The sequence below is a fragment of the Acinetobacter sp. AKBS16 genome (genome assembly GCF_002899995.1).
GTDB classification, from domain to species: Bacteria; Pseudomonadota; Gammaproteobacteria; order Pseudomonadales; family Moraxellaceae; genus Acinetobacter; species Acinetobacter baumannii.
Genome location: NZ_POYH01000035.1, coordinates 1 through 22914 on the forward strand (window position 1 = coordinate 1; position 22914 = coordinate 22914).

General features: G+C 40.3%; 20 protein-coding genes and 2 pseudogenes. 18 read left to right on the forward strand and 4 right to left on the reverse strand.

The window, feature by feature from the left end; genetic code table 11:
* The 6 genes and pseudogenes from C1642_RS05565 to C1642_RS05590 all read left to right on the forward strand — a co-directional run.
* Nucleotides 1-2608, forward strand: a pseudogene (locus tag C1642_RS05565) (contractile injection system protein, VgrG/Pvc8 family); the annotation flags it as partial.
* A 4-nt stretch (nt 2609-2612) separates the two neighbouring features.
* Nucleotides 2613-3443 carry a hypothetical protein gene (locus C1642_RS05570; protein ID WP_000370898.1) on the forward strand — a complete coding sequence of 277 codons (831 nt, stop codon included), beginning with the start codon at nt 2613-2615 and terminating at the stop codon, nt 3441-3443.
* The gene (locus C1642_RS05575) at nt 3440-3928 is read left to right on the forward strand and encodes a hypothetical protein (protein ID WP_000873301.1); all 489 of its coding nucleotides are present in this window, start codon (nt 3440-3442) and stop codon (nt 3926-3928) included. Before C1642_RS05570 ends, C1642_RS05575 begins: the two co-directional genes overlap by 4 nt.
* Nucleotides 3929-3936: 8 nt before the next feature.
* Nucleotides 3937-4347, forward strand: a complete 411-nt coding sequence (locus tag C1642_RS05580) for a hypothetical protein (protein WP_000714238.1) — start codon at nt 3937-3939, stop codon at nt 4345-4347.
* Entirely contained in the window at nt 4301-4723 is a 423-nt protein-coding gene (locus C1642_RS05585; RefSeq protein WP_000056184.1) for a hypothetical protein, read from the forward strand. The genes C1642_RS05580 and C1642_RS05585 overlap by 47 nt, the downstream gene beginning before the upstream one ends.
* 45 nt (nt 4724-4768) lie before the next feature.
* On the forward strand, nt 4769-5245 hold the full coding sequence (locus tag C1642_RS05590; RefSeq protein WP_000739893.1) for a hypothetical protein: 477 nt from the start codon (nt 4769-4771) through the stop codon (nt 5243-5245).
* A gap of 88 nt (nt 5246-5333) precedes the next feature.
* Here the strand turns inward: C1642_RS05590 and C1642_RS05595 are convergent, their stop codons facing one another.
* Nucleotides 5334-6035, reverse strand: coding sequence for an SDR family NAD(P)-dependent oxidoreductase (locus C1642_RS05595; RefSeq protein WP_001063519.1), 702 nt, complete (start codon nt 6033-6035; stop codon nt 5334-5336).
* A gap of 802 nt (nt 6036-6837) precedes the next feature.
* Here C1642_RS05595 and C1642_RS05600 point away from each other — a divergent pair.
* The 4 genes from C1642_RS05600 to C1642_RS05615 all read left to right on the forward strand — a co-directional run bounded on the left by C1642_RS05600 (nt 6838) and on the right by C1642_RS05615 (nt 9210).
* A complete protein-coding gene (locus C1642_RS05600; RefSeq protein WP_000428563.1) occupies nt 6838-7539 on the forward strand; it encodes a DUF1003 domain-containing protein in 702 nt (233 codons plus the stop codon).
* A 111-nt stretch (nt 7540-7650) separates the two neighbouring features.
* The gene (locus C1642_RS05605) at nt 7651-8316 is read left to right on the forward strand and encodes an RluA family pseudouridine synthase (RefSeq protein WP_001130511.1); all 666 of its coding nucleotides are present in this window, start codon (nt 7651-7653) and stop codon (nt 8314-8316) included.
* A 110-nt stretch (nt 8317-8426) separates the two neighbouring features.
* Nucleotides 8427-8801 carry a ribonuclease E inhibitor RraB gene (locus C1642_RS05610; protein ID WP_001078193.1) on the forward strand — a complete coding sequence of 125 codons (375 nt, stop codon included), beginning with the start codon at nt 8427-8429 and terminating at the stop codon, nt 8799-8801.
* Nucleotides 8802-8829: 28 nt separating this feature from the next.
* A complete protein-coding gene (locus C1642_RS05615; protein WP_000059270.1) occupies nt 8830-9210 on the forward strand; it encodes a nuclear transport factor 2 family protein in 381 nt (126 codons plus the stop codon).
* A 44-nt stretch (nt 9211-9254) separates the two neighbouring features.
* Here C1642_RS05615 and C1642_RS05620 read toward each other — a convergent pair whose 3' ends face one another.
* Nucleotides 9255-11354 carry a TonB-dependent receptor gene (locus C1642_RS05620; protein ID WP_213064256.1) on the reverse strand — a complete coding sequence of 700 codons (2100 nt, stop codon included), beginning with the start codon at nt 11352-11354 and terminating at the stop codon, nt 9255-9257.
* 75 nt (nt 11355-11429) lie between these two features.
* Between C1642_RS05620 and C1642_RS05625 the strand changes: the two genes are divergently transcribed.
* A complete protein-coding gene (locus tag C1642_RS05625; protein WP_072689096.1) occupies nt 11430-12575 on the forward strand; it encodes a DUF1624 domain-containing protein in 1146 nt (381 codons plus the stop codon).
* Nucleotides 12576-12615: 40 nt separating this feature from the next.
* Here the strand turns inward: C1642_RS05625 and C1642_RS05630 are convergent, their stop codons facing one another.
* The gene (locus C1642_RS05630; protein WP_001247568.1) at nt 12616-13083 is read right to left on the reverse strand and encodes an Lrp/AsnC ligand binding domain-containing protein; all 468 of its coding nucleotides are present in this window, start codon (nt 13081-13083) and stop codon (nt 12616-12618) included.
* 136 nt (nt 13084-13219) lie between these two features.
* On the opposite strand from C1642_RS05630, the gene C1642_RS05635 reads away from it, so the two are divergent.
* From C1642_RS05635 to C1642_RS05655, 5 genes are all read left to right on the forward strand, one after another.
* Nucleotides 13220-14485 carry a D-amino acid dehydrogenase gene (locus C1642_RS05635; RefSeq protein ID WP_001263981.1) on the forward strand — a complete coding sequence of 422 codons (1266 nt, stop codon included), beginning with the start codon at nt 13220-13222 and terminating at the stop codon, nt 14483-14485.
* A 20-nt stretch (nt 14486-14505) separates the two neighbouring features.
* The gene (alr, locus tag C1642_RS05640) at nt 14506-15609 is read left to right on the forward strand and encodes an alanine racemase (protein ID WP_103236031.1); all 1104 of its coding nucleotides are present in this window, start codon (nt 14506-14508) and stop codon (nt 15607-15609) included.
* A 10-nt stretch (nt 15610-15619) separates the two neighbouring features.
* Nucleotides 15620-15979, forward strand: coding sequence for a RidA family protein (locus tag C1642_RS05645; protein ID WP_000071347.1), 360 nt, complete (start codon nt 15620-15622; stop codon nt 15977-15979).
* 161 nt (nt 15980-16140) lie between these two features.
* Complete coding sequence (locus tag C1642_RS05650; RefSeq protein ID WP_103236032.1) at nt 16141-17580, forward strand: amino acid permease; 1440 nt, start codon at nt 16141-16143, stop codon at nt 17578-17580.
* Between the two features lie 370 nt (nt 17581-17950).
* On the forward strand, nt 17951-19381 hold the full coding sequence (locus C1642_RS05655) for an amino acid permease (protein ID WP_000178999.1): 1431 nt from the start codon (nt 17951-17953) through the stop codon (nt 19379-19381).
* Nucleotides 19382-19438: 57 nt separating this feature from the next.
* Here the strand turns inward: C1642_RS05655 and C1642_RS05660 are convergent, their stop codons facing one another.
* Nucleotides 19439-20320 (reverse strand): LysR family transcriptional regulator, encoded by an 882-nt coding sequence (locus tag C1642_RS05660; protein WP_049590025.1) that lies wholly within the window; start codon nt 20318-20320, stop codon nt 19439-19441.
* A 165-nt stretch (nt 20321-20485) separates the two neighbouring features.
* Here C1642_RS05660 and C1642_RS05665 point away from each other — a divergent pair, with 165 nt between their 5' ends.
* Complete coding sequence (locus C1642_RS05665) at nt 20486-22003, forward strand: CoA-acylating methylmalonate-semialdehyde dehydrogenase (protein WP_001092383.1); 1518 nt, start codon at nt 20486-20488, stop codon at nt 22001-22003.
* 11 nt (nt 22004-22014) lie between these two features.
* A pseudogene (mmsB, locus tag C1642_RS05670) lies at nt 22015-22858 on the forward strand (3-hydroxyisobutyrate dehydrogenase).
* Nucleotides 22859-22914: the final 56 nt, after the last annotated feature.

The following is a 22914-nucleotide window of genomic DNA, read 5'->3' on the forward strand; positions in this document are numbered from 1 at the left end:
ATAACGCTCGATACATCTGGCTTAACTAAAGACTACGATGTGCGTCCATTTGTGATGCAGTCAAACGAAAGCGATTATGACTTTTTAACCCGTTTGTGGCGTAGTGAAGGTATTAACTGGCTGGTCGATGAGTCACAGCTTTTTGTCGCTGACCCGAATGCTTCTATCCAGCCACAAGTCTTACGTTTAATTGACGATAACCAAAATTATCAGGCACTTGAACGCCGTAGCATCCGCTATCAACGCAGCAGTGCGACAGAACAGTTTGATACCATTACCCAAGTCAAAGCTGAGCGTCGTTTACAACCAACCTCGGTTCATGTGCAACGCTGGCAAGCCGATGCTTTGCAACAAGAAGAAGGTAGCGGCAGCGTACAAGGCACCCAAAAGCACAGCGAACACTATGACAATGCAAGCCTGAACCTTGAAGATGCATGGCATGTTAGCCCAGCGTGGATGCAGGATTTAAACGGGGAAGATCAAGCCACCGCTTCAGGCAATAGCCAGATTGAACAGCTTAACCAGCACATCAATGCTTACCATCACTTGAGTTCTAAACAGTTTACCGTTGCAGGCAACGTCCGTGATGCACAGGTAGGTTACTGGTTTGAACTCAATGACCATCCGGAACTTGACCAACATGACAGTGCTGATAAAGAGTTCTTAATCTTAAGCAAACACTAACACCCAAAAGCACAGCGAACACTATGACAATGCAAGCCTGAACCTTGAAGATGCATGGCATGTTAGCCCAGCGTGGATGCAGGATTTAAACGGGGAAGATCAAGCCACCGCTTCGGGAAATAGCCAGATTGAACAACTTAACCAGCACATCAATGCTTACCATCACCTGAGTTCTAAACAGTTTACCGTTGCAGGCAACGTCCGTGATGCACAGGTAGGTTACTGGTTTGAACTCAATGACCATCCGGAACTTGACCAACATGACAGTGCTGATAAAGAGTTCTTAATCTTAAGCAAACACTACTATAACCAGAATAATTTACCGAAAGAATTACAACAGCAACTCGAGCGCTTATTACCACAAGGCAAACTCAAGGCAGCCCAACTCGACAGTCAAAACCCTGAGCAGCGCCACTTTGCTGAACTGAACGTTGTTCGTCGTAATATCAAAGCTGTGCCTGAATATAACCCGCTAGAGCACCGACCAGCCGCTCACCCGCAGCGCGCTAGAGTCGTGGGTCTGGAAGGTGAAAGCATCCATGTCGACCAATGGGGGCGCATAAAAGTCCGTTTCCTGTTTACCCGAACTGACGACCATAGTCATGATGGTGGAGCAGGCAGTAACGACAATGACACCGACTCCGCTTGGGTCGATGTACTCACCCCTTGGGCGGGCACGGGCTATGGCGCACGCTTCCTGCCTCGCGTAGGCGAGATCGTTGTGATCGACTTTTTTGACGGCAATATTGACCGTCCATTTGTGGTGGGCCGCATTCATGAAGCCGAACGCCACCCGACCCAGTTCGATCAGAAAGGCCAGTTACCTGATACCAAAAAACTGAGCGGCATCCGCTCAGAAGAAGTGGATGGAAAAGGTTTTAACCAACTCCGTTTTGATGACACGACAGGCCAAATCAGTGCCCAGCTACAAAGTAGTCATGCGGCCAGCCAACTCAACTTAGGTAACTTAAGCCATCCAAAAGACAAGGCGGAAAGTGATGGACGAGGTGAAGGTTTCGAACTCAGAACAGACCAATGGGGAGCGGTAAGAGCGGGTAGTGGCTTACTCGTTAGTACTCACAAACAAGACCAAGCTCAAGGCGTACACCTTGATGCAAATGAGGCCAAACAACAAATAGAAGGTGGCCTTAACAATGCCAAGGCACTTAGTGAAGTTGCTAAAAATCAGCAAACTGATCCGTTAGAAAATTTAGAAAACTTAAAATCCTTTATTGAAAAACTCGAGCAGCAAGACAACGCAAAAGCTAAAACGTTTAAAGAAGCGATTATGCTGCTGGCAAGCCCAAATAGCGTCGCGCTAAGCAGTAATGAAGACATTCACCTAAGTGCAGATGGGCAGCTCAACCAAACTGCCGGAGACAGCATTAACCTGTCTACCCAAAAGAATTTAATCGCGCATGCCCAAAATAAAATTAGCCTTTTTGCGGCTCAAGAAGGAGCGAGGCTTTATGCAGGCAAAGGCAAAGTTGAGATACAGGCTCAAGGTGACGGAGCAGATTTAATTGCCCGTAAAGCTGTGCAGGTGATTTCGACTGAAGACAAAATCGAAGCGACCGCAGCCAAAGAAATTGTGCTCACCGCAGGTGGCTCTCAAGTCAAAATTACTGGTTCTGGCATTTTTATGACCACAAGTGGCAAATTTGAGGTGAAGGCTGGGCAGCATTTGTTTATGGGGGGCGGGAGTGTGAATAGTTCATTACCGTATCTACCACAAGGAAAACAAAAATATGGTGTATGGTTTGATGTAATGGATAAACAAGGAAATAAACTAAAACCTGGTACGGAATATATTATTTTTGATGAACATGATAAAGAAATTGAGCGCGGTAAGTTAGATCGAACTGGCTTGGTTAAGTTAGAAACTGAAGAGCCGAATAAGCAATATAAAATACATGTGGTAAATTGAAATGGATAATGTAATAGATGCCAATAAAGATATAAAAAAACAAGCGACTGAATTGTTAAAAAAAGCACATGGAAAAGTAAGTAATGTGCCGCCAGTAATTCCAGTTAAGTTAACAACTTATACTCATAGTTTAACAATCTTCATTGGAGGGGCAGCTGATAAGTATGTATTTACACCCGGAGATGTTCCTGTCGGGTGGGGGGATTTTAGACCTATTGGCCCAACATACTTTGTTGGAAACTATGTTAATAATTATTTTGCAACTATAAAAGGTGGCAGTAAAAATGCATTTGTTAAATATTATGGGTATGAAGAGGCATATGTATCTGATACAAGAGAGTTAACAGTAAATACAAATAAGGATAAAAAATTAAATGCTTTCAATGATGTAAAAAATTTTTTAAAAACCTATCCTCAAACACAAGTAAATATTGTTGGTCATAGTTTAGGTGGTTGGAATGCAGCTGGATTAGCTGAAATATTGCATAAGAATAATATTTGTAAGGTTAACGTGCTGATAACTATTGATCCAGTGGGAGAAATATTATCTAAAATTGGTTTGGGATCTAGAACTAGTATCTATTATAGTAGACCAAAGCCAGTATTTAATCTTTGGATTAGTATAAGTTGTGACCCTAAAAGTTATGAGTGGAACAATGATTTGATTGCAGATTTAGGTGGGCAATGGAGTAGTTATCCCTCTAGTAATAGTTCCTATTACTATGTAACAAGGTATAGCCATGCAGATTTCAGATTAATGATGCAAGAGAAAATTGTTAATAATTTAAGTGTGCAGGATATTTTGTCAAAAGAGTTGAGTAGAATAAAATGAAATATTTTTTATTAACATTGCTTTCTATAACATTGTCAGCATGTAATCCTTTTATAAATAATGAGAAAGCATCTAACAATAATGCAGAGATTAAGAGTTTAACTTACTCACGTCTGGATGGTATGAGTGGTGATATTTTTAAATTTAATTTAGAAACAAATGATGATTTAAATAAGATTTATCAAGAGAATAATTATAAATATTCACATTTTAAGTGCGATAATATTAAAAATTACTTTGTGACAGGAGCTATTTCAGTCGAGGGAGAGAAGTTAAAAAAAGGAAAATATACTTCATCTGGGTACTTCAAAGTCTGCGAAGATGAATCCATGAATGTATGTATCGATAAGAATCAATTGGAAAAATTGTTAACTAGCAATATGTCTTGTAGAGTAGTTTTTGGGGGTTTATTACAAAGTAGTAAAGTTGTAGCAGATAATATTTTAATATCCAAAGAAGCTATAAGAAAATCCAATTTCCAATAGAGTTTTAAATGAAAAAATTTCTTTACCTATTAGGGCTAATTTTTTTAAGTGGATGTAGTGAAAAAATTTCAAATTTCACAATAGAACATACTAGGAAAAGTAATGAAAAATTAAACTTTGCTACGAAAATTGAAGATAAGGAAGTTTTAAATAAAATAAAAGAATCTTCATCAAAAAAAATTGTTTGCAAAAATACTGCTAATAACAATCAAATGTTGGATGCTTATATAGATAAGATTGAAAATAACAAAATTGATGTATCTGTAGAATTTTGCTCAAATTATGATAATAGAAGCTGCGAGCCTATAAATATCAGTTCACTTAAAAAAATTAATTTAGAATGCCAAGCAATTTTCTCTGCAATGATTGGTAATGTCTCTAAATCAGAAAAATTTCCAATTGTATGGGAAGAAAAATAATTTGTTTAGAAATCTAAAACTTGACTTGATAACTTTAGGTCTTCCCTTGTTACTTATGGCAGGGTGTGGTCACGAATATACAATTGAGCCTGAAAGACTTCCAGTAGCCTATGTAGGTAAGGCATATAACCAGCAATTAAACATATCAGGTGGTAGAGTGATACCATATTCTTTTGAAGTTGAAACTAACTTCCCTAGTGATATGAATATCTCTATTAGCCCAATAGATGAACATGAAGCGGATGCTTATAATAATTTAAAAATTTCTGGAGTTCCAAAGTATAAGGGAACTTTTACAATTCATATATATGCGGGTTTTTATGCTACTGGGGATGGGAAGTTAGATAAGACCTATGAATTTATTGTAAATGAATAAGATATTTAACCATATGATTTTATTTGGTTTAAATAAGAGATAAGTATGAAAAAGAATTTATTAATTACCATACTAATTTTACTTTTCATCATACAGTCCTTAATAAACTATTACTTCTGGAAAAGTACAAAAGTACCAGAAATTCATGTTTTAGAAAAACCTTTAAAGATATATTCGTTTGAAGGTAAATATTCGAAAAATAGCACTTTGCCAGAATATTATATTTTGCCAGAAGGTACTGTTTTATATGATGATAGTGACTCTTTGAACAGAAGAGTTATGGTTTATTTCAATTTACAAGGTGTAGATTTTAAATTCGAAGAACAAGACCCAGACATCTTAAAACAACCTAGTGAAGTCAGTGGTATAAGGTCGAAGGACTTGCCTGATTTACTAAAAGAAATTCCTCTGACTAAAAAAGATATTTATTTAATTATTAAACATGATGAACGTATAAAAGACTCTGTGCGTTCAATTTTATTCAAAGAATACAAAATTGATACTTCAGAGTATGAAAAATAATTAAATATTTCTGGGGCATAGAAACATAAAATTAAAAAAGTTCAGAGAAGCGTAATTAATTACGCTTCTCCTCTCATAAGAAAATTATTTAAGCAGCTTGAATGGCTTCACCACAAAAGGAGACAGTCTCTTGTTTATGCTGGTGTAAATACCAGAACTGCCCCGCAATCGTTTCAGGATGTACCGTGTAGGTCTTATCTTGTGCTCCAGATGTCCCATCAACGAAACCATTCACAATTACTTGGCTCACGTAAACATTTGAGTCAGCAAGACTATGAGCAAGTAAATTTGTGGTTTTATATTGAGCGGCAGCGGTAGTTGCTAAGGATGAGTACTCTTTAGCCACCAAGTCGATACCCACTGCATCGAAAGCAAAAATTCCGTTTGTCGATAAAATGCTACCGTGGTTCTTCTCTAAATCACCTAAACAAGCCTGTACCGTCGCAATATAGCTCGAAACGCGAATATGAAAGCTTTTGGTAAGTTCTAGTGGAGGGGTTTCTAAAATATTGCCTTCAATATCATGGAAAGCATTCCAATGAATATTTTTAATCTCTCCTAATTGATCTTTAATACGTTTAATAAGATTTGGTATATCTTCAAGAACAGCTAAATCACATGCAAAAGCGTAAGCTTCAATACCTTGTGCTTTAAGTTCTAGAATAGCCTTTTCAAGTTTTTGGGCGTTTCGTGCCACTAACCCGATTTTATAGCCTTCTTTACCAAACTTATGTGCTACGGCTTTGGAAATACCTGTTCCATAACCAAAAATTATAATATTGTTGTTCATTATAAAGTTCCAAAAAACCAATTATTTGGTTAGAAATAATTTATAATATGTTTTTATAATGTATTCAAGCGCAAAAGTTATCTCTAAGAATAGTACGCAAAGAATAAAAATACTTAAAAGCGGGATTAATAAGTCGGCTTTACATGAGTTATTCGGCTAAACATAGATTGATGGAAGAGTTCCCAATTTGGTCTACAAATTTTTTAATTGGTAAAATAAACCGAAAAATACAAATAAAGTGGAATTTAAATTTAACTAATTATAGGTAAATGGGAATATATTCTTTTAAATTTGCATAATGGCGTAAAAATTCCCATAAATAATAAAAATTCGCTTTTCTTAGAAAAACAATCCCGCAGGGTGCTGGCTAAACTATATCTCAAGGGTGTGATAGGGATCGAAAAGAGTAGCATGCACCGAAACGTATAACGTTAGTGTGTACTCACCCAAAAGGTCTCGATTCGGCTTAGGACGCTATAGATCAAAAGTTTATAGGCACAAGGTTATAACTTACAAAGTTATGATTGTTGAAGTAAACCATAGATGTTTTCCCTTGACACCCTAAAAAATTCTCAATAATAAAAATGATATTTTACAAGAATATAATTTATGAATAAGCCTTATTTTTCTGCGCTACCTCCTGACATTCAAATCTTATTATATGAAGCCTATGATTTCTGCCCACCGAAAAATAGTTTCATCGACTTTACAGATTTTAGGTTAGAGCGCTATTTTTATTTACGATGCGATCAATAAAAATCGTTTATATACTAATCTTATGATTAATTGCGAGCTGGATAATATGGAGAATAAAAATCAGTGTCGCCAATGCGCCGTATGTGGAAAGAGCTTTCCTTTAAAAGATTTAGTATCTGGTGAAGTCATCCGTAACGTGATTAGTGATGAAATTTTAAAAGACCATCCAGATTGGAGTTACTCAAGCTTTATTTGTCGGGCCGATCTGGCAGATTATCGAATTAAATATGTGCAGTCGCTATTACGCTCGGAAAAGGGTGAGTTATCTAACCTAGAAAATGAAGTAATTGGCAGTATGCAACGGCATGAATTAATTAGCCGAAATACAGAGTCAGATTTTGATCAAAACTGGACGTTTGGAGAAAAACTGGCAGATAAAATCGCATCATTTGGTGGTAGCTGGGCTTTTCTCATTTGTTTTGCTTTATTTTTAACGGGGTGGATTGTTTTAAATACGGTTGTGATGGTGGTCCGTCCCGTCGACCCTTATCCCTTTATTTTGCTGAATTTAGTGTTGTCATGTTTAGCTGCAATTCAGGCACCTATTATTATGATGAGTCAAAACCGTCAAGAAGCAAAAGACCGTTTGCGTTCCCAACATGACTATCAAATTAATTTAAAAGCCGAGCTTGAGATTCGTCATTTACATGAAAAAATGGACCATCTTTTATCGCATCAGTGGGAAAGGCTTGCACATATTCAAGAAATTCAGCTTGATCTTTTAGCTGAAATGAATAAAAAACGATAAAGATTTTCCGAGTTTCACGTGGAACATAGGTAGGGCGCTATAGATTATTTTGCGGTAGGTCTGAAATTTCTTTATGATTTGCCGCCATGCTCCATTGCTGTTTCTACGACCATGCCTTTAAACGACAACTTTGTTTACGCTCCACCACAAGATCCGCTTTCAATTTTATTTGAAGATGACGATTTAATTGTGGTTGATAAACCTGCGGGTTTGTTGTCGGTTATGGGTCGGTTACCTGAACATCATGACAGTGCGTATTTAAGGGTATTGGAAAAGTTCCCTTTAGCAAAGGTTACGCACCGTTTAGATATGGCAACCTCAGGTTTACTTATGTTTGCCAAGCATCGCGATGCAGAAGTTGCGGTAAGTAAAATGTTTCAGGCTAGAACAGTCAAAAAACATTATATTGCTTTGGTACAAGGCCAAGTAAAACAAGAGGGCAGTGTTGAAGTTCCACTCATTACTGACTGGGAAAATCGCCCAAGACAAATTGTACATTTTGAATTAGGCAAACATGCTAAAACGTTGTTTCAACCGCTCGTTTATGATGAAACAACAGATCAAAGTCGAGTGTTACTTGAGCCTGTGACAGGGCGTTCGCACCAGTTACGTGTACATATGATGCATATTGGGCATCCGATTATGGGGGACAAGTTATATCATCCTGAACCTAAACGATTTCATTTGAATCGTATGGCTTTACACGCTGCATATCTCGCTTTTCAACATCCTTTGAAGGGGACAGATGTGGTGATTGAGTCACAAGTGCCTTTCTAAAAAATTAAAATTTGATGCAATTCGCAACTGAATACATATCCAAACTGCAATAAAAGTCGGTTATTCTTAATGCCGAATAATACAAATAGAGCAACAACAAGGACAATCTAATGAACCGCGATTACGAACAATTTCCAGATGATGATAACGGCAATGTACTTTGGCAAATGGTTGAAGACGGGGATGATTTAACCGAGCTTCATGAAATTGAATTTTCAATTGCATTTCAAGATCAGCAAAATGCAGAGCAATGCGCGATGCATTTACTCTATCAAGAGCAAAAAATTTCTCTTTTCCAAGATGATTCTGTTGAACCGAATGAATGGATCATTACCATCTTTGTTACGATGGAACCAGAGTATTCAGATATTGTTGATCTGGAGCAGTGGTTTTCGACAATCGCTGAGCAATTTAACGGCGAATATGATGGATGGGGCTGCATGGCTTATGTCTTCGACGAAGAAGAAGATGACATTTTACAGTAAAGCCTAAATATAGCTGGGAGGTTCTACAATGAGCTTATCTCAAAAAGAAATTGCGGTACGTTTTTTAGAGCTTGCTGCCGCTGGCGAGGTCGATGAAGCCTACGGCAATTACACCGCTCCAAACTTTAAGCATCACAATCCTTATTATGCTGGTGATAAGACTTCTTTGAAGGAAGGGATGCGTGAAAGTGCAATTGAAACCCCAAACAAAGTTCTTGAAGTTCAACATGTCATTGAGGATGGTGCTTTAGTTGCAGTACATTCGAAACTGGAAATGCAAATGAATAACAAGCTAACAATTTTAGCTGTGGTTCATATATGCCGTTTTGAAAATGGAAAAATTGCGGAGTTTTGGGATATTGGGCAAATACAGCCCGATCCACTCGTTAATGAAAATGGTATGTTTTAGTGAAAAGCCCGAAACTATTCGGGCTTTTTTATTTTATAGATAAATTAAAACTTCCACTGTGCCGAAATTGAGGCGTTCAATGGTTCACCCGGTTGAACCCATAAATCGCTATAGCTTGAGACATAGTAGGTCTTATCAAATAGGTTATTTACATTCAGCTGATAACGTAAGCGGTCAGATGGCGCATAGTAGCCATTTAAATTGACCAGCGTATAACTTGGTAAGTTAAAGCCATTATCAAGATTATGTCCGCTGCGTTCACCGACATAGGTAAGGTTGGCACCTACACCTGCTTTTCTTGCGCCGTCTTGCAGAAACTCATAATTGGTGCTTACTGAACCTTGGTGTTTTGGAACATTGCTCAGACGTGCACCCTTCGCGAGGTCTTGGTCTTTTTCAATTTGAGCATCGGTATAACTATAGTTGGCATTAACGAACCAGCGGTCATTGATCTGGCTATTTAAGTCAAATTCAACTCCTTTACTACTCACTTCGCCTGCTGCGGTTTGAAAGTTACTGTCGATTGGGTCAGTTGTGAGTACATTTCGTTTTTTCATTTTAAACAGAGCGAGACTCAACACACTTTGGTCGTTTATTTTATATTTGGTACCGACTTCATAGCTTTCGCCTTTTTCAGGAGCGAAGGTTTGTCCATTTCGGTTCATACCACTATTCATGGCAAATGAGCGGCCATAGTTTGTATAAAACGCCCATTGCTCAGAGGCTTTAAAATTTACTCCGAAACGTGGACTATTCTGGTGAAGTGTCTGGTTGTCCTCGGTCTGTTTTATATGATTTTTAAAGTCTTGTTCGACCTGATCAAAACGGTTACCGAGTAACAAGCTCCACTGGTCATTGAAAAAGATCTGGTCTTGTACATTAAGCGCGAAGTAACGCTGGCGCTCTTTGGTGTCGGTAAACGGAGTGAGATTCGGTAAATATTTGCCATATTCAGGTTGGTAAATATCAATTGTGTTTACTGTAGTAGGTGAGTTTGAGTCATGGTTGCGACGAAGCTGGTTTTGTTTGTAGTCGAGTTGACCAAGCTCGGTTGAAAGTAAAATTTCATGGCGAGCCCACGAAGTATCAATCTTGCCAAGTAACTCTGTCTGAGCCAGAACATCTTCACTTGTATGATCACGATAGCGACGTTGACGTTCTAAAGTACGTCCATCGGCTTGCATACGCCGAGGTTCGGTTGCAAAGCCGACCATTTTGGCGTCTTTATAGCTGACCGCACTATTTAGTTTCCAGTCAGGATTAAACTCGTGACTTAGACGTAATTGGTAAAAGTAATCTTTTATTTTCAGATCACCATCGTCAGGCTCACCTGTAAAGGTTTTCGGGTCCATCACAAACTGATGATTGACTGTGCTGACACCACGGTCAAAGGTTCCTTTGTGCTCTGTAAATTCACTGTCAAAGTCGAGTTGTGTTTGGTCTGAAATTTTCCATGTGAGCTGTGGTGAAAAGAACCAGCGTTCACTGCTGACATGATCACGGAAGCTTTGATTATCTTCGTGAGCCACTGCTAAACGATAGGCCAGTTCATCGTTAATAGGCGCGGTGTGTTCCAGACTTATGCGATATTGTTCTTGGGTATTGGCACGTAGGTTAAGTTCACTTTCGCTTTCCCATTGTGGTTTTTTACTGTTGAGGTTGAGTAAACCACCTGTTTCGCCGCGGCCATATAGTGCGGCCATTGGTCCTTTTAAAAACTCTAAAGATTCAATATTCACTACATCTTTTGGAGCATTAATTCCTCGGTTAACACTCAAACCGTTACGGATCATAGCCGCACCTAAATTGGGGTCGGTACTAAAGCCACGAAATGAGTAGTTATCCCAAAAACCACCACCAAAACTATTTTGATGAAAAACCCCACTGACTAAAGTTAATGCGTCATCAATCCGTTGCACGTCTTGCTGTTCCATTATTTGTTTAGAAAGATAAGCACGGTTAAAAGGGACATCTAAAACATCGTGAGTAAATTTAGTTGCCGAGCTATTTTGGCTCACATCTTCTCGAGTACTTTCGGCCTGAACACGTATGGTTTCAAGTACCGTTGATGTTTCTTCTCCCCAAGTGAGTGTCGATATAAATGATAGACCTAACGAAGACAACAATCCTAATTTATGTCGCATAAATAATCAGCCATAAAAAGACAAAAGGAATTAAATGTAATAGTATAACGTTACATTATTTTGTTGATTACTGCTATGTCTTTAGAAAAGAATATTGAACGTTTACAGTCAATTGATGCATTGCGCGGTTTGGTGATCATCATTATGTTGCTCGACCATGTAAGAGAAACTTTCTATTTACATAAACAGGTTACCGACCCAATGGACGTAACAGTAACAGAACCAGCATTATTTGGCAGTCGATTATTGGCCCATATTTGTGCTCCGGTTTTTGTACTTTTAACCGGTATTTCTGCTTTTTTATTTCAGTCAAAAAAACAAGATTTACAGCAAACACGTGCTTTTTTATTAAAGCGTGGCTTATTTTTAATTGTGTTAGAGCTTACCCTTGTGAACTTTGCATGGACGGCAACTTTTCCGCCTGAAGTCATTTACTTACAGGTGATCTGGGCGATTGGTATTAGCATGGTGGTGCTAGCTTGTTGTGTGGGTTTGCCTTTGCCTGTTCTTGCTGGTGTAGCGTTGGTGATTATTTTTGGGCACAACTTATTAGATTCTGTGCACTTCTCACAAGGCATCCTACAGAATATATGGTTCGTTTTACATGAACGTGGCTGGATTGAGATTGCAGGCATCAAGCTTCGTACAAGTTATCCGGTTTTACCTTGGATTGGCGTGATTTTATTAGGCTACGTTTTAGGTCAGTTCTTTAGTTCAAAATATTCAGCAAAGCGAAGAAGCCGCGCTTTACTCAGCCTTGGTTTAGTAAGTATTGGATTGTTTATTTTATTACGTTTTATCAATGTCTATGGTGACCAGCAGTGGCAACATTTTGAGTCATTACAACTGAGCCTCATGAGCTTTTTTAACCTCACCAAGTATCCACCGTCTTTATTGTTTATTTTGCTAAATGTTGGAATTGGCTTGCTTGTGCTCGTTGCTTTTGAACGTATGCAGCAATATTCATTTCTAAAACCATTGGTCGTGTTTGGTTCGGTGCCGATGTTCTTTTATTTACTGCACTTATATGTGTTGAAACTGATGTATGTGTTGGCACTCAGTGTGTGGGGAGCTAACTACGGAAACTATTTGTCGGTCAATCATGTGTGGATGCTGTGGTTAATCACGATTGTATTGTCTTTTGCACTCTATCCAGCGGTGAAATGGTTCTCGAAATTTAAACATCAAAACAAGCATATTTCGATTTTAAAATATTTCTAATTTCCAAAAGGTGAGTAAAGCGAGTTCAATAATGCTCGCTTTACTTGCTCACATCGAGATATAGAGTTTCTTTCACTTCTTCCATGACCACATAACTGTGTGAAGATGCCGAAGCTGGGAGTTTCTTTAATAGATCTCCTAACAAGCGGCGGTATGCACTCATTTCTTTTAAACGCGCTTTTACAAGGTAGTCAAATTCGCCTGAAATAAGGTGACATTCGAGTACTTCAGGAATCTCAACTAAGTCTCTGGCTACCTGATCAAACACATCGCCAGATTTGGCAGATAACTTAATTTCTAAAAAGACAAGCAGGTTACGGTCTACGTAGGCTGGGTTCAGCCGTGCGTAATAACCCATGATAATGCCATCGCGCTCAAGGCGCTTTACACGCTCTGAACAGGGGGTGGTAGAGAGGTTGACTCTTGATGCCAATTCACTAATCGCAATTCGTCCTTCACGCTGCAAAATATCCAGAATCATGCGATCTATACGATCTAAGGGGCGCATAGATATTTCCTCTTTTTTTAAAATTCTCGCGAGAAAAACATAAATTTACCTAGATTATAGCCTAAAAAATAGTGAAATAAACTATTGAAGCAGAAATATACTAGTGAAATAAACTGGTGTGCGTGAGGGAATGGAAATGCGCGTAATTGTACTAGGTAGCGGCGTTATTGGAGTGGCAAGTGCCTATTATCTGGCTCGACAAGGAGCCGAGGTTACTGTTCTCGATCGCCAGTCAGGTCCTGCTGAAGAAACAAGTTTTGGTAATGCAGGTCAAATTTCGCCTGGGTATTCGACCCCTTGGGCAGCACCAGGAATTCCTTTTAAAGCTGTGAAATGGATGTTCCAACACCATGCACCGCTTGCGATTAATTTAGATGGCAGTATGTGGCAATTACAGTGGATGGCGCAAATGCTGAAAAACTGTAATCCGCAAAGTTATGCTGTGAACAAAGAACGTATGATGCGTGTGGCTGAATACAGCCGTGACTGCTTACGTGAACTTAGAAAAGACACGGGTATTCACTACGAAAACCGCGCCAAAGGTACTTTGCAGCTATTCCGTAAAGAAGCACAAATGGAAGCGGTTCAACGCGACATTAGCGTGCTTGAAGAGTGCGGCGTAAGCTACGAATTATTAAATGGCAACGAGCTTGGTCGTGTAGAGCCAGCTTTGGCAAATGCACAAGATAAACTCGTGGGTGGTTTACACTTACCAAATGATGAAACAGGCGACTGCTATTTATTTACCAATGCTTTAGCTCAAATTGCTAAAGAGTTGGGCGTTAATTTTCAGTTTAACCAGAACGTAGAAAAATTGATTGTCGAAGGCGATCAAATTAAAGGCGTACAGGTCAATGGTAAAGTTTTAACCGCAGATCGTTATGTTCTAGCGTTTGGTAGCTATTCACGTGATTTCTTGAAACCGCTTGATCTACAGTTACCTGTATATCCTGTGAAAGGTTACTCGTTGACGATTCCTATTGTTGATCCTGCTTTTGCTCCGCAATCTACAGTGCTGGATGAAACTTACAAAATCGCGATCACTCGTTTTGACCAACGTATTCGCGTAGGTGGTATGGCTGAGCTAAGTGGTTTCAATTTAGGTCTAAACGAAGACCGCCGTGCAACCTTGCAAATGGTGACTCAAGACTTGTTCCCGGGTGGTGATATGGAACAAGCATCTTTCTGGACAGGTTTACGTCCAATGACACCAGACAGTACTCCAATTATTGGTGCGACTCGCTTTAAAAATCTGTTCTTGAATACAGGTCATGGCACTTTAGGTTGGACCATGGCGTGCGGTTCAGGAAAATTAATCAGTGACATCGTATTGAATCATAAGACTGATATTAGTACCGATGGCCTTTCAATTCAGCGTTATTCACACGCACATGCGGCTTAACGGACGTTAGGAAAGTAATCATGCCTCGTCCTATTACCGCAGTGATCCACCGTCAAGCCTTACAAAATAACTTGGCGGTGGTACGCAAAGCTATGCCAAACAGTAAGGTCTTTGCCGTTGTCAAAGCTAATGCTTATGGACATGGAATTGAACGTGTCTATGAAGCATTTAAAGCAGCAGATGGCTTTGCCTTACTGGATCTTGAAGAAGCAAAACGAATTCGTGCTCTAGGCTGGACAGGCCCGATTTTATTGCTCGAAGGAGTTTTTTCTCCTCAAGATTTATTTGATTGTGTGCAGTATCAGCTTAGTTTCACCATTCATAGTGAAGCGCAAATTGAGTGGGTAGAACAGCATCCTTATCCTGCTCAATTTGATGTTTTCTTGAAAATGAACAGTGGTATGAACCGTCTTGGTTTTAAACCACAGCATTATGTGCAGGCTTGGGAACGTTTAAATAATTTGGTAAATGCCGCCAAGATTACACACATGATGCATTTTTCGGATGCAGATGGTGATCGTTTCGGTCAGCAAGGTATTGATTATCAAATTACTGCCTTTGAAGAAATTGTGAAGGATTTACCGGGTGAAAGATCGGTAAGTAATAGTGCGGCAATTCTGCGTTATCAAGACCAGCTCAAATCAGATTATGTCCGTAGCGGCATCATGCTTTATGGCAGCTCGCCAGATTACCCAACCCATAGTATTGCGGACTGGGGCTTGCAGCCGACCATGAGCTTACGGTGTGAAATTATTTCCGTTCAGCATTTGGAGCCGAATGAAAGTGTAGGTTATGGCTCAAACTTTGTCGCAGAGCAACCCATGACGATTGGGATTGTGGCTTGCGGCTATGCCGATGGTTATCAACGTATTTCGCCAACAGGTACTCCGGTTTTAGTGGACTCAGTACGCACGCGTACAGTTGGTCGCGTCAGTATGGATATGTTGGCAGTCGATTTAACGGGTATTGAGAGTGCCAAAGTTGGTAGTGAAGTGGTGCTCTGGGGTCAGTCAAGTACAGGCGTCGTTCTACCTATTGACGATGTTGCAGTTTCATCCGGTACGGTGGGTTATGAACTGATGTGTGCCGTCACCGCCCGTGTTCAATTTATTAATCAGGTATAAGGAAATCCGAATGTCTAATTCAGATATACAAAAGATTAACACTAACGAAGTCATGAGCGCCGTGACTGTTTTTAACAAAGTGGTTTATTTGTCAGGTCAGGTGCCTAAAAATACCGAGCAAGATGTGGCAGGCCAAACCCGTGAAATTCTTGCAACAATTGATGAACTTTTGGCATTAGCCAATACCGATAAATCTCGCTTGCTCTCTGCGCAGCTCTATTTGAAAAATCTTTCTGACTTTTCAACCGTAAATGCAATTTGGGTTGACTGGTTAAAAGGGTGTGTTGCTCCATCGCGTGCCACAATTCAGGCCGATTTGGTCAATCCAGATTGGTTAATTGAAATTGCCGTGACGGCAGCACAAAAGTAATTCGGCTTTACTCCAAAAACGATGATGTATCTAACAGAAGGAAGATAGATACGGTTTAACCAGTCATTTTTGGTGAACAGATTCAGTGACCTATGGCATACGGTTCAATTTTCGCCATAGGTTGCTGATCTTAACAAAGGAATTCAAAAAGGAATTTTAATATGACAACGGCTCGTCATTTAGATACGGAAAATTCTCCCGATCATCTGCAACGAAAACTGTCTAACCGTCATTTACAACTGATTGCAATTGGCGGTGCAATTGGAACTGGCCTATTTATGGGCTCAGGTAAAACCATCTCCCTCGCAGGTCCTTCAATTCTCTTTATTTATATGATTATTGGAGGTATGTTCTTTTTCTTAATGCGTGCAATGGGTGAACTACTCCTTGCAAATCTGCATTACAAATCTTTTGTTGATATGGCTCATGACCTGATTGGTCCTTGGGCCGGGTACTATTTGGGTTGGACCTATTGGTTAGGTTGGGTGCTGGTCGGTATTGCGGACCTTTCAGCAGTCATTAACTATTTGAGCTTCTGGCTACCCGATGGTGCAAGCTTCTCACCAATACAGCAGGCCATGATTAGTGCAGGCTGTGTGTTGTTTGTGATGGGTCTTAACCTCCTTACAGTACGACTATTTGGTGAAATTGAATTCTGGTTTGCCCTTATTAAGATTCTGGCAATTATTGGCCTGATCGGTGTGGGTGGCTATATGATTTTCAGCCATTTTCAAGCTCCGCAAGGCGCTGTTGCCAGCATTAGTAATGTCTGGTCACATGGCGGTTTATTCCCGAAAGGTACAGAAGGCTTCTTGGCAGGATTCCAGATTGCCGTTTTTGCGTTTGTCGGGGTTGAGTTGGTTGGTACAACAGCTGCTGAAACGAAAGACCCGCAGAAGAACTTACCGAAAGCAATTAACGCGATTCCGGTACGTATTATTTTGTTCTATGTATTGGCGTTATTTATTGTGATGTCGGTAACACCGTGGGATCACATTCGTGCAGATAAAAGCCCGTTTGTTGAGTTATTCTTAAATGCAGGTATTCCGGTTTCTGCGATCATCATGAACTTGGTGGTACTGTCTTCGGTCATGTCTTCAATGAACAGCGGTGTGTTTTCAACCAGTCGTATGCTGTTCGGTTTATCAAAAGACGGTCAGGCACCGGGAGCATTTGGACGTTTATCAAAACGCGCAGTCCCTTCAAATGGTTTGATTTTCTCTTGTACTTTCATTATGGGCGGGGCAGTGCTTCAGTACTTTGTTCCAAACACAATGGAGGCATTTACATTAGCAAGTTCACTCTGTGTGATTCTATTCATTAGTGTCTGGAGTCTCATTATGGTGTGCTATTTACGCTATCGTAAATTACGTCCTGAATTACATGAAAAATCTACATTCAAAATGCCGGGCGGCATTTGGATGAGTTATGTTGTTTTGGCATTCATGCTTTTCACTTTGGTGATCTTGGCATTAGAGCCTGATACCTTAAAAGCGCTATATGTCAGTCCAGTATGGTTGATCATTTTAGGTGTGACTTATCATGTGCTGTATAAACCGCGTATGAAAAGACTAGGACGTGAACTCGTCAACGACCATTAAGTTTTATTAAAAAGCCAATCTAACATGATTGGCTTTTTTTATTTTCTTTAGGTTTTTTATCGGAATAATATTGTTTATTTTTGAGTCATCAGTGCAGTTTTGGAGGGGGTGGTAAAGCGACATCGAACAATATCGCATGCTACACTTCGGCTCATCTGGTGAATTGAGATTGGATAATTAAAATTGCCGTGAAGGCAGTACATAAATAATGCAATTTAAAAAAATAGGGATAAAAGATAGATCAATTAAGGAAAAAATATACTTGAACATCTTGTCCCGATGTATAGACTCAGCAACCCACGATATACGGTTCGTTTTCTCCCTATATGTTGCTGATTGAAATTAAGCAAATATAAAAAGGACTTCTAATATGACAATGGTTCATCATTCAGATGAGGCAAGTTCCCCTGATCATTTACAACGGAAATTAAGTAATCGCCATTTACAGCTCATTGCAATTGGCGGTGCAATTGGTACGGGTCTATTTATGGGCTCGGGCAAAACCATCTCCCTCGCAGGTCCTTCGATTCTCGTTATTTACATGTTAATTGGCGGTATGTTCTTTTTCCTTATGCGTGCATTAGGTGAATTACTGCTTGCTAATTTACATTACAAGTCATTTGTTGATATGGCATATGACTTAATCGGCCCATGGGCTGGCTATTATATTGGCTGGACCTATTGGCTAGGCTGGGTATTGGTCGGTATTGCCGATCTATCAGCAGTTATTAATTATTTAAGTTTCTGGTTGCCCGAGGGTGCCAGTTTCTCACCAATGCAACAGGCCATGATTAGTGCGGGCTGTGTACTATTCGTGTTAGGACTTAATTTGCTTACGGTCAAGTTGTTTGGTGAAGTAGAATTCTGGTTCGCACTCATTAAGATTTTGGCAATTATTGGCTTAATTGGTGTGGGTGGATACATGATTCTCACTCATTTCCAAGCTCCTCATGGTGATGTTGTCAGCATCAGTAATGTCTGGTCGCATGGTGGTTTGTTTCCAAAAGGTGTAAGTGGTTTTTTAGCCGGATTCCAGATTGCCGTATTTGCCTTTATTGGTGTTGAGTTGATTGGTACCACAGCGGCTGAAACGAAAGATCCGCAAACTAACTTACCAAAAGCAATTAACGCGATTCCGGTACGTATTATTCTGTTTTATGTGCTAGCACTTTTTGTCGTGATGTCAGTGACGCCTTGGAATCATATCCGTGCAGATAAAAGCCCGTTTGTTGAATTGTTCTTAAATGCAGGTATTCCGATTTCAGCAATTATCATGAACTTGGTTGTGCTGTCTTCGGTCATGTCTTCGATGAACAGTGGCGTGTTTTCAACGAGCCGTATGTTGTTTGGTTTATCTAAAGATGGTCAGGCACCGAGTGTCTTGGGACGTTTATCAAAACGTGCTGTACCGTCAAATGGTTTAATCTTCTCATGTATTTTCATTATGGGCGGAGCAGTGCTTCAGTACTTTGTTCCAAACACAATGGAAGCATTTACTTTGGCAAGTTCGCTCTGTGTGATTTTATTCATTAGCGTGTGGATTTTAATCATGGCGTGTTATTTACGTTATCGTAAAATTCGCCCAGAGTTACATGCAGCATCTACCTTTAAAATGCCGGGCGGTGTGTTGATGGCTTATGCCGTTATTGCATTCTTCTTGTTTACCTTGGTGATTTTGGCATTAGAGCCAGATACCTTAAAAGCGCTATACGTTAGCCCAGTATGGTTAGTGGTTTTAAGCGTGACCTATTATGCGTTCTATAAGCCGCGTATGAGAAAATTAGGTCAAGAAATCTTTTAATTAACCTGTCTCGATTTACCAGAAAGCCAATCATATGATTGGCTTTTTATTTATTATTTAATCAACCAGTAAATGTTGGTATTTATCGGCCTGTTTACGCAAGTAATCCCAAACCAGTTTAATGCGCGGCTCATGCTGTAAATCAACGAAGGTCAGCATCCAGAAGGTATGAGTAAAACGAACTTGTTGTTCTAACACCTCTTCAAGCTCAGGCTTATCATCTGCCAAAAACTTGGGCAAAATTGCAAGACCTGCGCCTGCGCTGACCGCAATTTGTTGCGCCAAAATGCTGCTACTGCGAAAGTTCGCGTTAAGCTTTAAAGGTAAGCGTTCTAGACAATATAGCTCGGGGCTATACACCAGATCATCAATATAGTTCACAAAGCGGTGCTGGGTTAAATCTTCCAGACGGCGAATTGGTGGGTTTTGCGCTAGATAGGTTTGGCTACCATAAATTTTTAAACAGTAATCAGATAAGCGCGTAATGATATAAGGCCCTGAGGTTGGGCGTTCAATCGATACCACAATATCTGCCTCACGGTGCGAGAGCTTAATCATTTTTGGTACGGGTATCAGGTCGATGGTAAGCAGAGGATACTGGATGGAGAACTCAGCCAGTAAGCGGGCTAAAAATGCAGTTCCAAAACCCTCAGGTGTGCCAATTCGCACACGACCTTGTAAAGGTTGATGCGGTTTTTCAATTTGTAAGAAAGCTTGTTCCATTTGTTCAACTCGAGGGACAAGTGCCATCCCTTCGAGAGTTAACTCATAGCCCGTTGCTTCACGCTTAAATAGCGTGGTACCTAAAGCAAGTTCTAGTGCCTGAATCCGTCTAGCCACAGTACTGTGCTCGACACCTATAATACGTGCAGCATTGGTTAGAGTTTTAGTGCGTGCTAAAACCAGAAAAAACTGTAGATGATCCCAATCCACTTTCATTTTTGTTATTGTCCCTGTGCATATTTGCACAACAATCGTGCATGAATTTGCGTTGGTGGTCAAAGATTTCTTTGTTAGTCTCAAATAAAACCTGAATAAAGAAAATACATAGAAAAGTATTTTCTAATAACTGAACACAATAAAAATATGACCTACGGAGAGGTTATGAACACAATCCAGAAAATCGAATTGGACACCGCTAAATTACTTATTAACGGACAGTTTATCGAATCTAAAACACAAGAATGGCAAGACATTGTTAACCCTGCAACTCAGGAAGTGATTGGCCGCGTGCCTTTTGCAACGGTTGAAGAAGTCGACGCTGCTATTCAGGCTGCACAAGATGCTTTTGCTTCATGGCGCCAGACCCCAATTCAGGCACGTATGCGCATCATGCTCAAGCTACAAGACTTGATCCGTGCCAACATGAAAGACATTGCACAAGTATTGACGGCTGAACAAGGTAAAACCTTGGCAGATGCCGAAGGCGATATTCAACGTGGTCTAGAAGTGGTTGAACATGCATGTTCAGTTGGTACTTTACAAATGGGTGAATATGTTGAAGGTGTAGCACGTGGTGTAGATACATATACCTTGCAACAACCTTTGGGTGTTTGTGCGGGTATTACGCCGTTTAATTTCCCAGCCATGATCCCGCTTTGGATGTTCCCAATGGCTATCGTGTGCGGCAATACTTTTGTTTTAAAACCTTCAGAACAAGATCCATTATCGACCATGATGTTGGTTGAGCTTGCGATACAAGCAGGTATTCCGGCAGGCGTGCTGAACGTTGTGCATGGCGGTAAAGAAGTGGTTGACCGTTTGTGTACCCATAAAGACATTAAAGCAATTTCATTTGTAGGATCAACAGCGGTTGGAACACATGTTTATAACCTTGCAGGGCAGCATGGCAAACGTGTGCAAGCCATGATGGGTGCAAAAAACCATGTGGTTGTGATGCCGGATGCCAATAAAGAACAAACTTTAAATGCTTTAGTAGGTGCAGCGTTTGGTGCTGCTGGGCAACGCTGTATGGCATTGTCGGTTGCAGTGATGGTTGGTGACAGTAAACAGTGGATTCAAGAGTTAGTTGAAAAAGCCAAAACTCTAAAAGTAAATGCAGGCCATGAACCAAATACTGACATTGGTCCAGTGATTTCAAAACGTGCCAAAGCGCGTGTAATTGACTTGATTAATAGCGGTGTTGAGCAAGGTGCAGAGTTACTACTCGATGGTCGCAATGTTCAAGTACAAGGTTATGAGTCAGGTAACTTTGTGGGTGCCACGATTTTTAGTGGCGTAAATACCGACATGCGCATTTATAAAGAAGAAATCTTTGGCCCGGTACTTTCAATTATTTGTGTAGATACACTCGATGAAGCGATTGCTTTGATCAATGCCAACCCATTTGGTAACGGTGTAGGTCTATTCACACAAAGCGGTGCCATTGCACGTACTTTCCAAAACCTTATTGATATTGGTCAAGTCGGTATCAATATTCCAATTCCTGTACCAGTGCCGTTCTTTAGTTTTACCGGTTCAAGAGGCTCAAAACTAGGTGATTTAGGACCATACGGTAAACAGGCTGTGCAGTTCTATACCCAAACCAAAACGATTACCAGTCGCTGGTTTGAAGATAGCCATGAAGTTGGCGGTGTAAATACAACCATTAGTTTACGTTAAGGGGATCACGGATGAATATCGCCTTTATCGGTCTAGGCAATATGGGCGGCAGAATGGCCCAAAACCTACTAAAAGCCGGACTCAAAGTTTATGGTTACGACCTCAGTGAAGTCGCGATTCAGCACTTCGCCGAGGCAGGGGGGGTGGTTTGCGACAGCCCACAGGACGCAGCTTAAAGAGGTTTACTTGGGCGAAAATGGTGTCTTGGAAGTGCTAAAAGCAGGTAGCTTATGCATTGATAGCAGCACCATTGACCCGCAAACCATTAAAGACATTGCTGCTGTTGCACGTAGCAAAAATATTAAAATTTGTGATGCACCAGTTTCTGGTGGAACCATTGGTGCTCAAGCAGGAACCTTAACCTTCATGGTCGGTGCCGATGAGCAAACCTTTAATGAGGTGAAACCTGTGCTCAGCCACATGGGCAAAAATATTGTTCACTGTGGTGATGTGGGTGCAGGTCAAATTGCCAAAATTTGCAATAACCTGATTTTAGGAATTTCAATGGCTGCGGTGGCCGAAGGCATGGCGCTGGGGGTGAAGCTAGGCATCGACCCACAAGCATTGGCAGGTGTAATTAATACTTCAAGTGGCCGTTGCTGGAGTTCGGATGTATGTAACCCATGGCCACATATTAATGAAAATGCGCCCGCATCTCGAGGCTATCAAGATGGGTTTGCGACACAGCTAATGTTAAAAGATTTAGGACTCGCTGTAGAAGCCGCAGGCCAAGTGAAACAGCCGGTTTTATTAGGTGGCATGGTACAACAGCTTTATCAGCAAATGTGTATGCGTGGTAATGCTCATCTCGATTTCTCGAGCATTATTCAACAATACCTACCACAAGAGACATAACGGTAAAGCCAAAGGATGGCTTTAAACGAATAAATCAAACCCTGTCGTGAATAACA

What these genes read in the sequence shown, in the direction of transcription:
- C1642_RS05570 (WP_000370898.1), top strand. Translation starts at nt 2,613, where the DNA reads ATGGATAATGTAATAGATGCCAATAAAGATATAAAAAAACAAGCGACT.
- C1642_RS05575 (WP_000873301.1), top strand. Translation starts at nt 3,440, where the DNA reads ATGAAATATTTTTTATTAACATTGCTTTCTATAACATTGTCAGCATGT.
- C1642_RS05580 (WP_000714238.1), top strand. Translation starts at nt 3,937, where the DNA reads ATGAAAAAATTTCTTTACCTATTAGGGCTAATTTTTTTAAGTGGATGT.
- C1642_RS05585 (WP_000056184.1), top strand. Translation starts at nt 4,301, where the DNA reads ATGTCTCTAAATCAGAAAAATTTCCAATTGTATGGGAAGAAAAATAAT.
- C1642_RS05590 (WP_000739893.1), top strand. Translation starts at nt 4,769, where the DNA reads ATGAAAAAGAATTTATTAATTACCATACTAATTTTACTTTTCATCATA.
- C1642_RS05595 (WP_001063519.1), bottom strand. Translation starts at nt 6,035, where the DNA reads ATGAACAACAATATTATAATTTTTGGTTATGGAACAGGTATTTCCAAA.
- C1642_RS05600 (WP_000428563.1), top strand. Translation starts at nt 6,838, where the DNA reads ATGGAGAATAAAAATCAGTGTCGCCAATGCGCCGTATGTGGAAAGAGC.
- C1642_RS05605 (WP_001130511.1), top strand. Translation starts at nt 7,651, where the DNA reads ATGCCTTTAAACGACAACTTTGTTTACGCTCCACCACAAGATCCGCTT.
- C1642_RS05610 (WP_001078193.1), top strand. Translation starts at nt 8,427, where the DNA reads ATGAACCGCGATTACGAACAATTTCCAGATGATGATAACGGCAATGTA.
- C1642_RS05615 (WP_000059270.1), top strand. Translation starts at nt 8,830, where the DNA reads ATGAGCTTATCTCAAAAAGAAATTGCGGTACGTTTTTTAGAGCTTGCT.
- C1642_RS05620 (WP_213064256.1), bottom strand. Translation starts at nt 11,354, where the DNA reads ATGCGACATAAATTAGGATTGTTGTCTTCGTTAGGTCTATCATTTATA.
- C1642_RS05625 (WP_072689096.1), top strand. Translation starts at nt 11,430, where the DNA reads ATGTCTTTAGAAAAGAATATTGAACGTTTACAGTCAATTGATGCATTG.
- C1642_RS05630 (WP_001247568.1), bottom strand. Translation starts at nt 13,083, where the DNA reads ATGCGCCCCTTAGATCGTATAGATCGCATGATTCTGGATATTTTGCAG.
- C1642_RS05635 (WP_001263981.1), top strand. Translation starts at nt 13,220, where the DNA reads ATGCGCGTAATTGTACTAGGTAGCGGCGTTATTGGAGTGGCAAGTGCC.
- alr (WP_103236031.1), top strand. Translation starts at nt 14,506, where the DNA reads ATGCCTCGTCCTATTACCGCAGTGATCCACCGTCAAGCCTTACAAAAT.
- C1642_RS05645 (WP_000071347.1), top strand. Translation starts at nt 15,620, where the DNA reads ATGTCTAATTCAGATATACAAAAGATTAACACTAACGAAGTCATGAGC.
- C1642_RS05650 (WP_103236032.1), top strand. Translation starts at nt 16,141, where the DNA reads ATGACAACGGCTCGTCATTTAGATACGGAAAATTCTCCCGATCATCTG.
- C1642_RS05655 (WP_000178999.1), top strand. Translation starts at nt 17,951, where the DNA reads ATGACAATGGTTCATCATTCAGATGAGGCAAGTTCCCCTGATCATTTA.
- C1642_RS05660 (WP_049590025.1), bottom strand. Translation starts at nt 20,320, where the DNA reads ATGAAAGTGGATTGGGATCATCTACAGTTTTTTCTGGTTTTAGCACGC.
- C1642_RS05665 (WP_001092383.1), top strand. Translation starts at nt 20,486, where the DNA reads ATGAACACAATCCAGAAAATCGAATTGGACACCGCTAAATTACTTATT.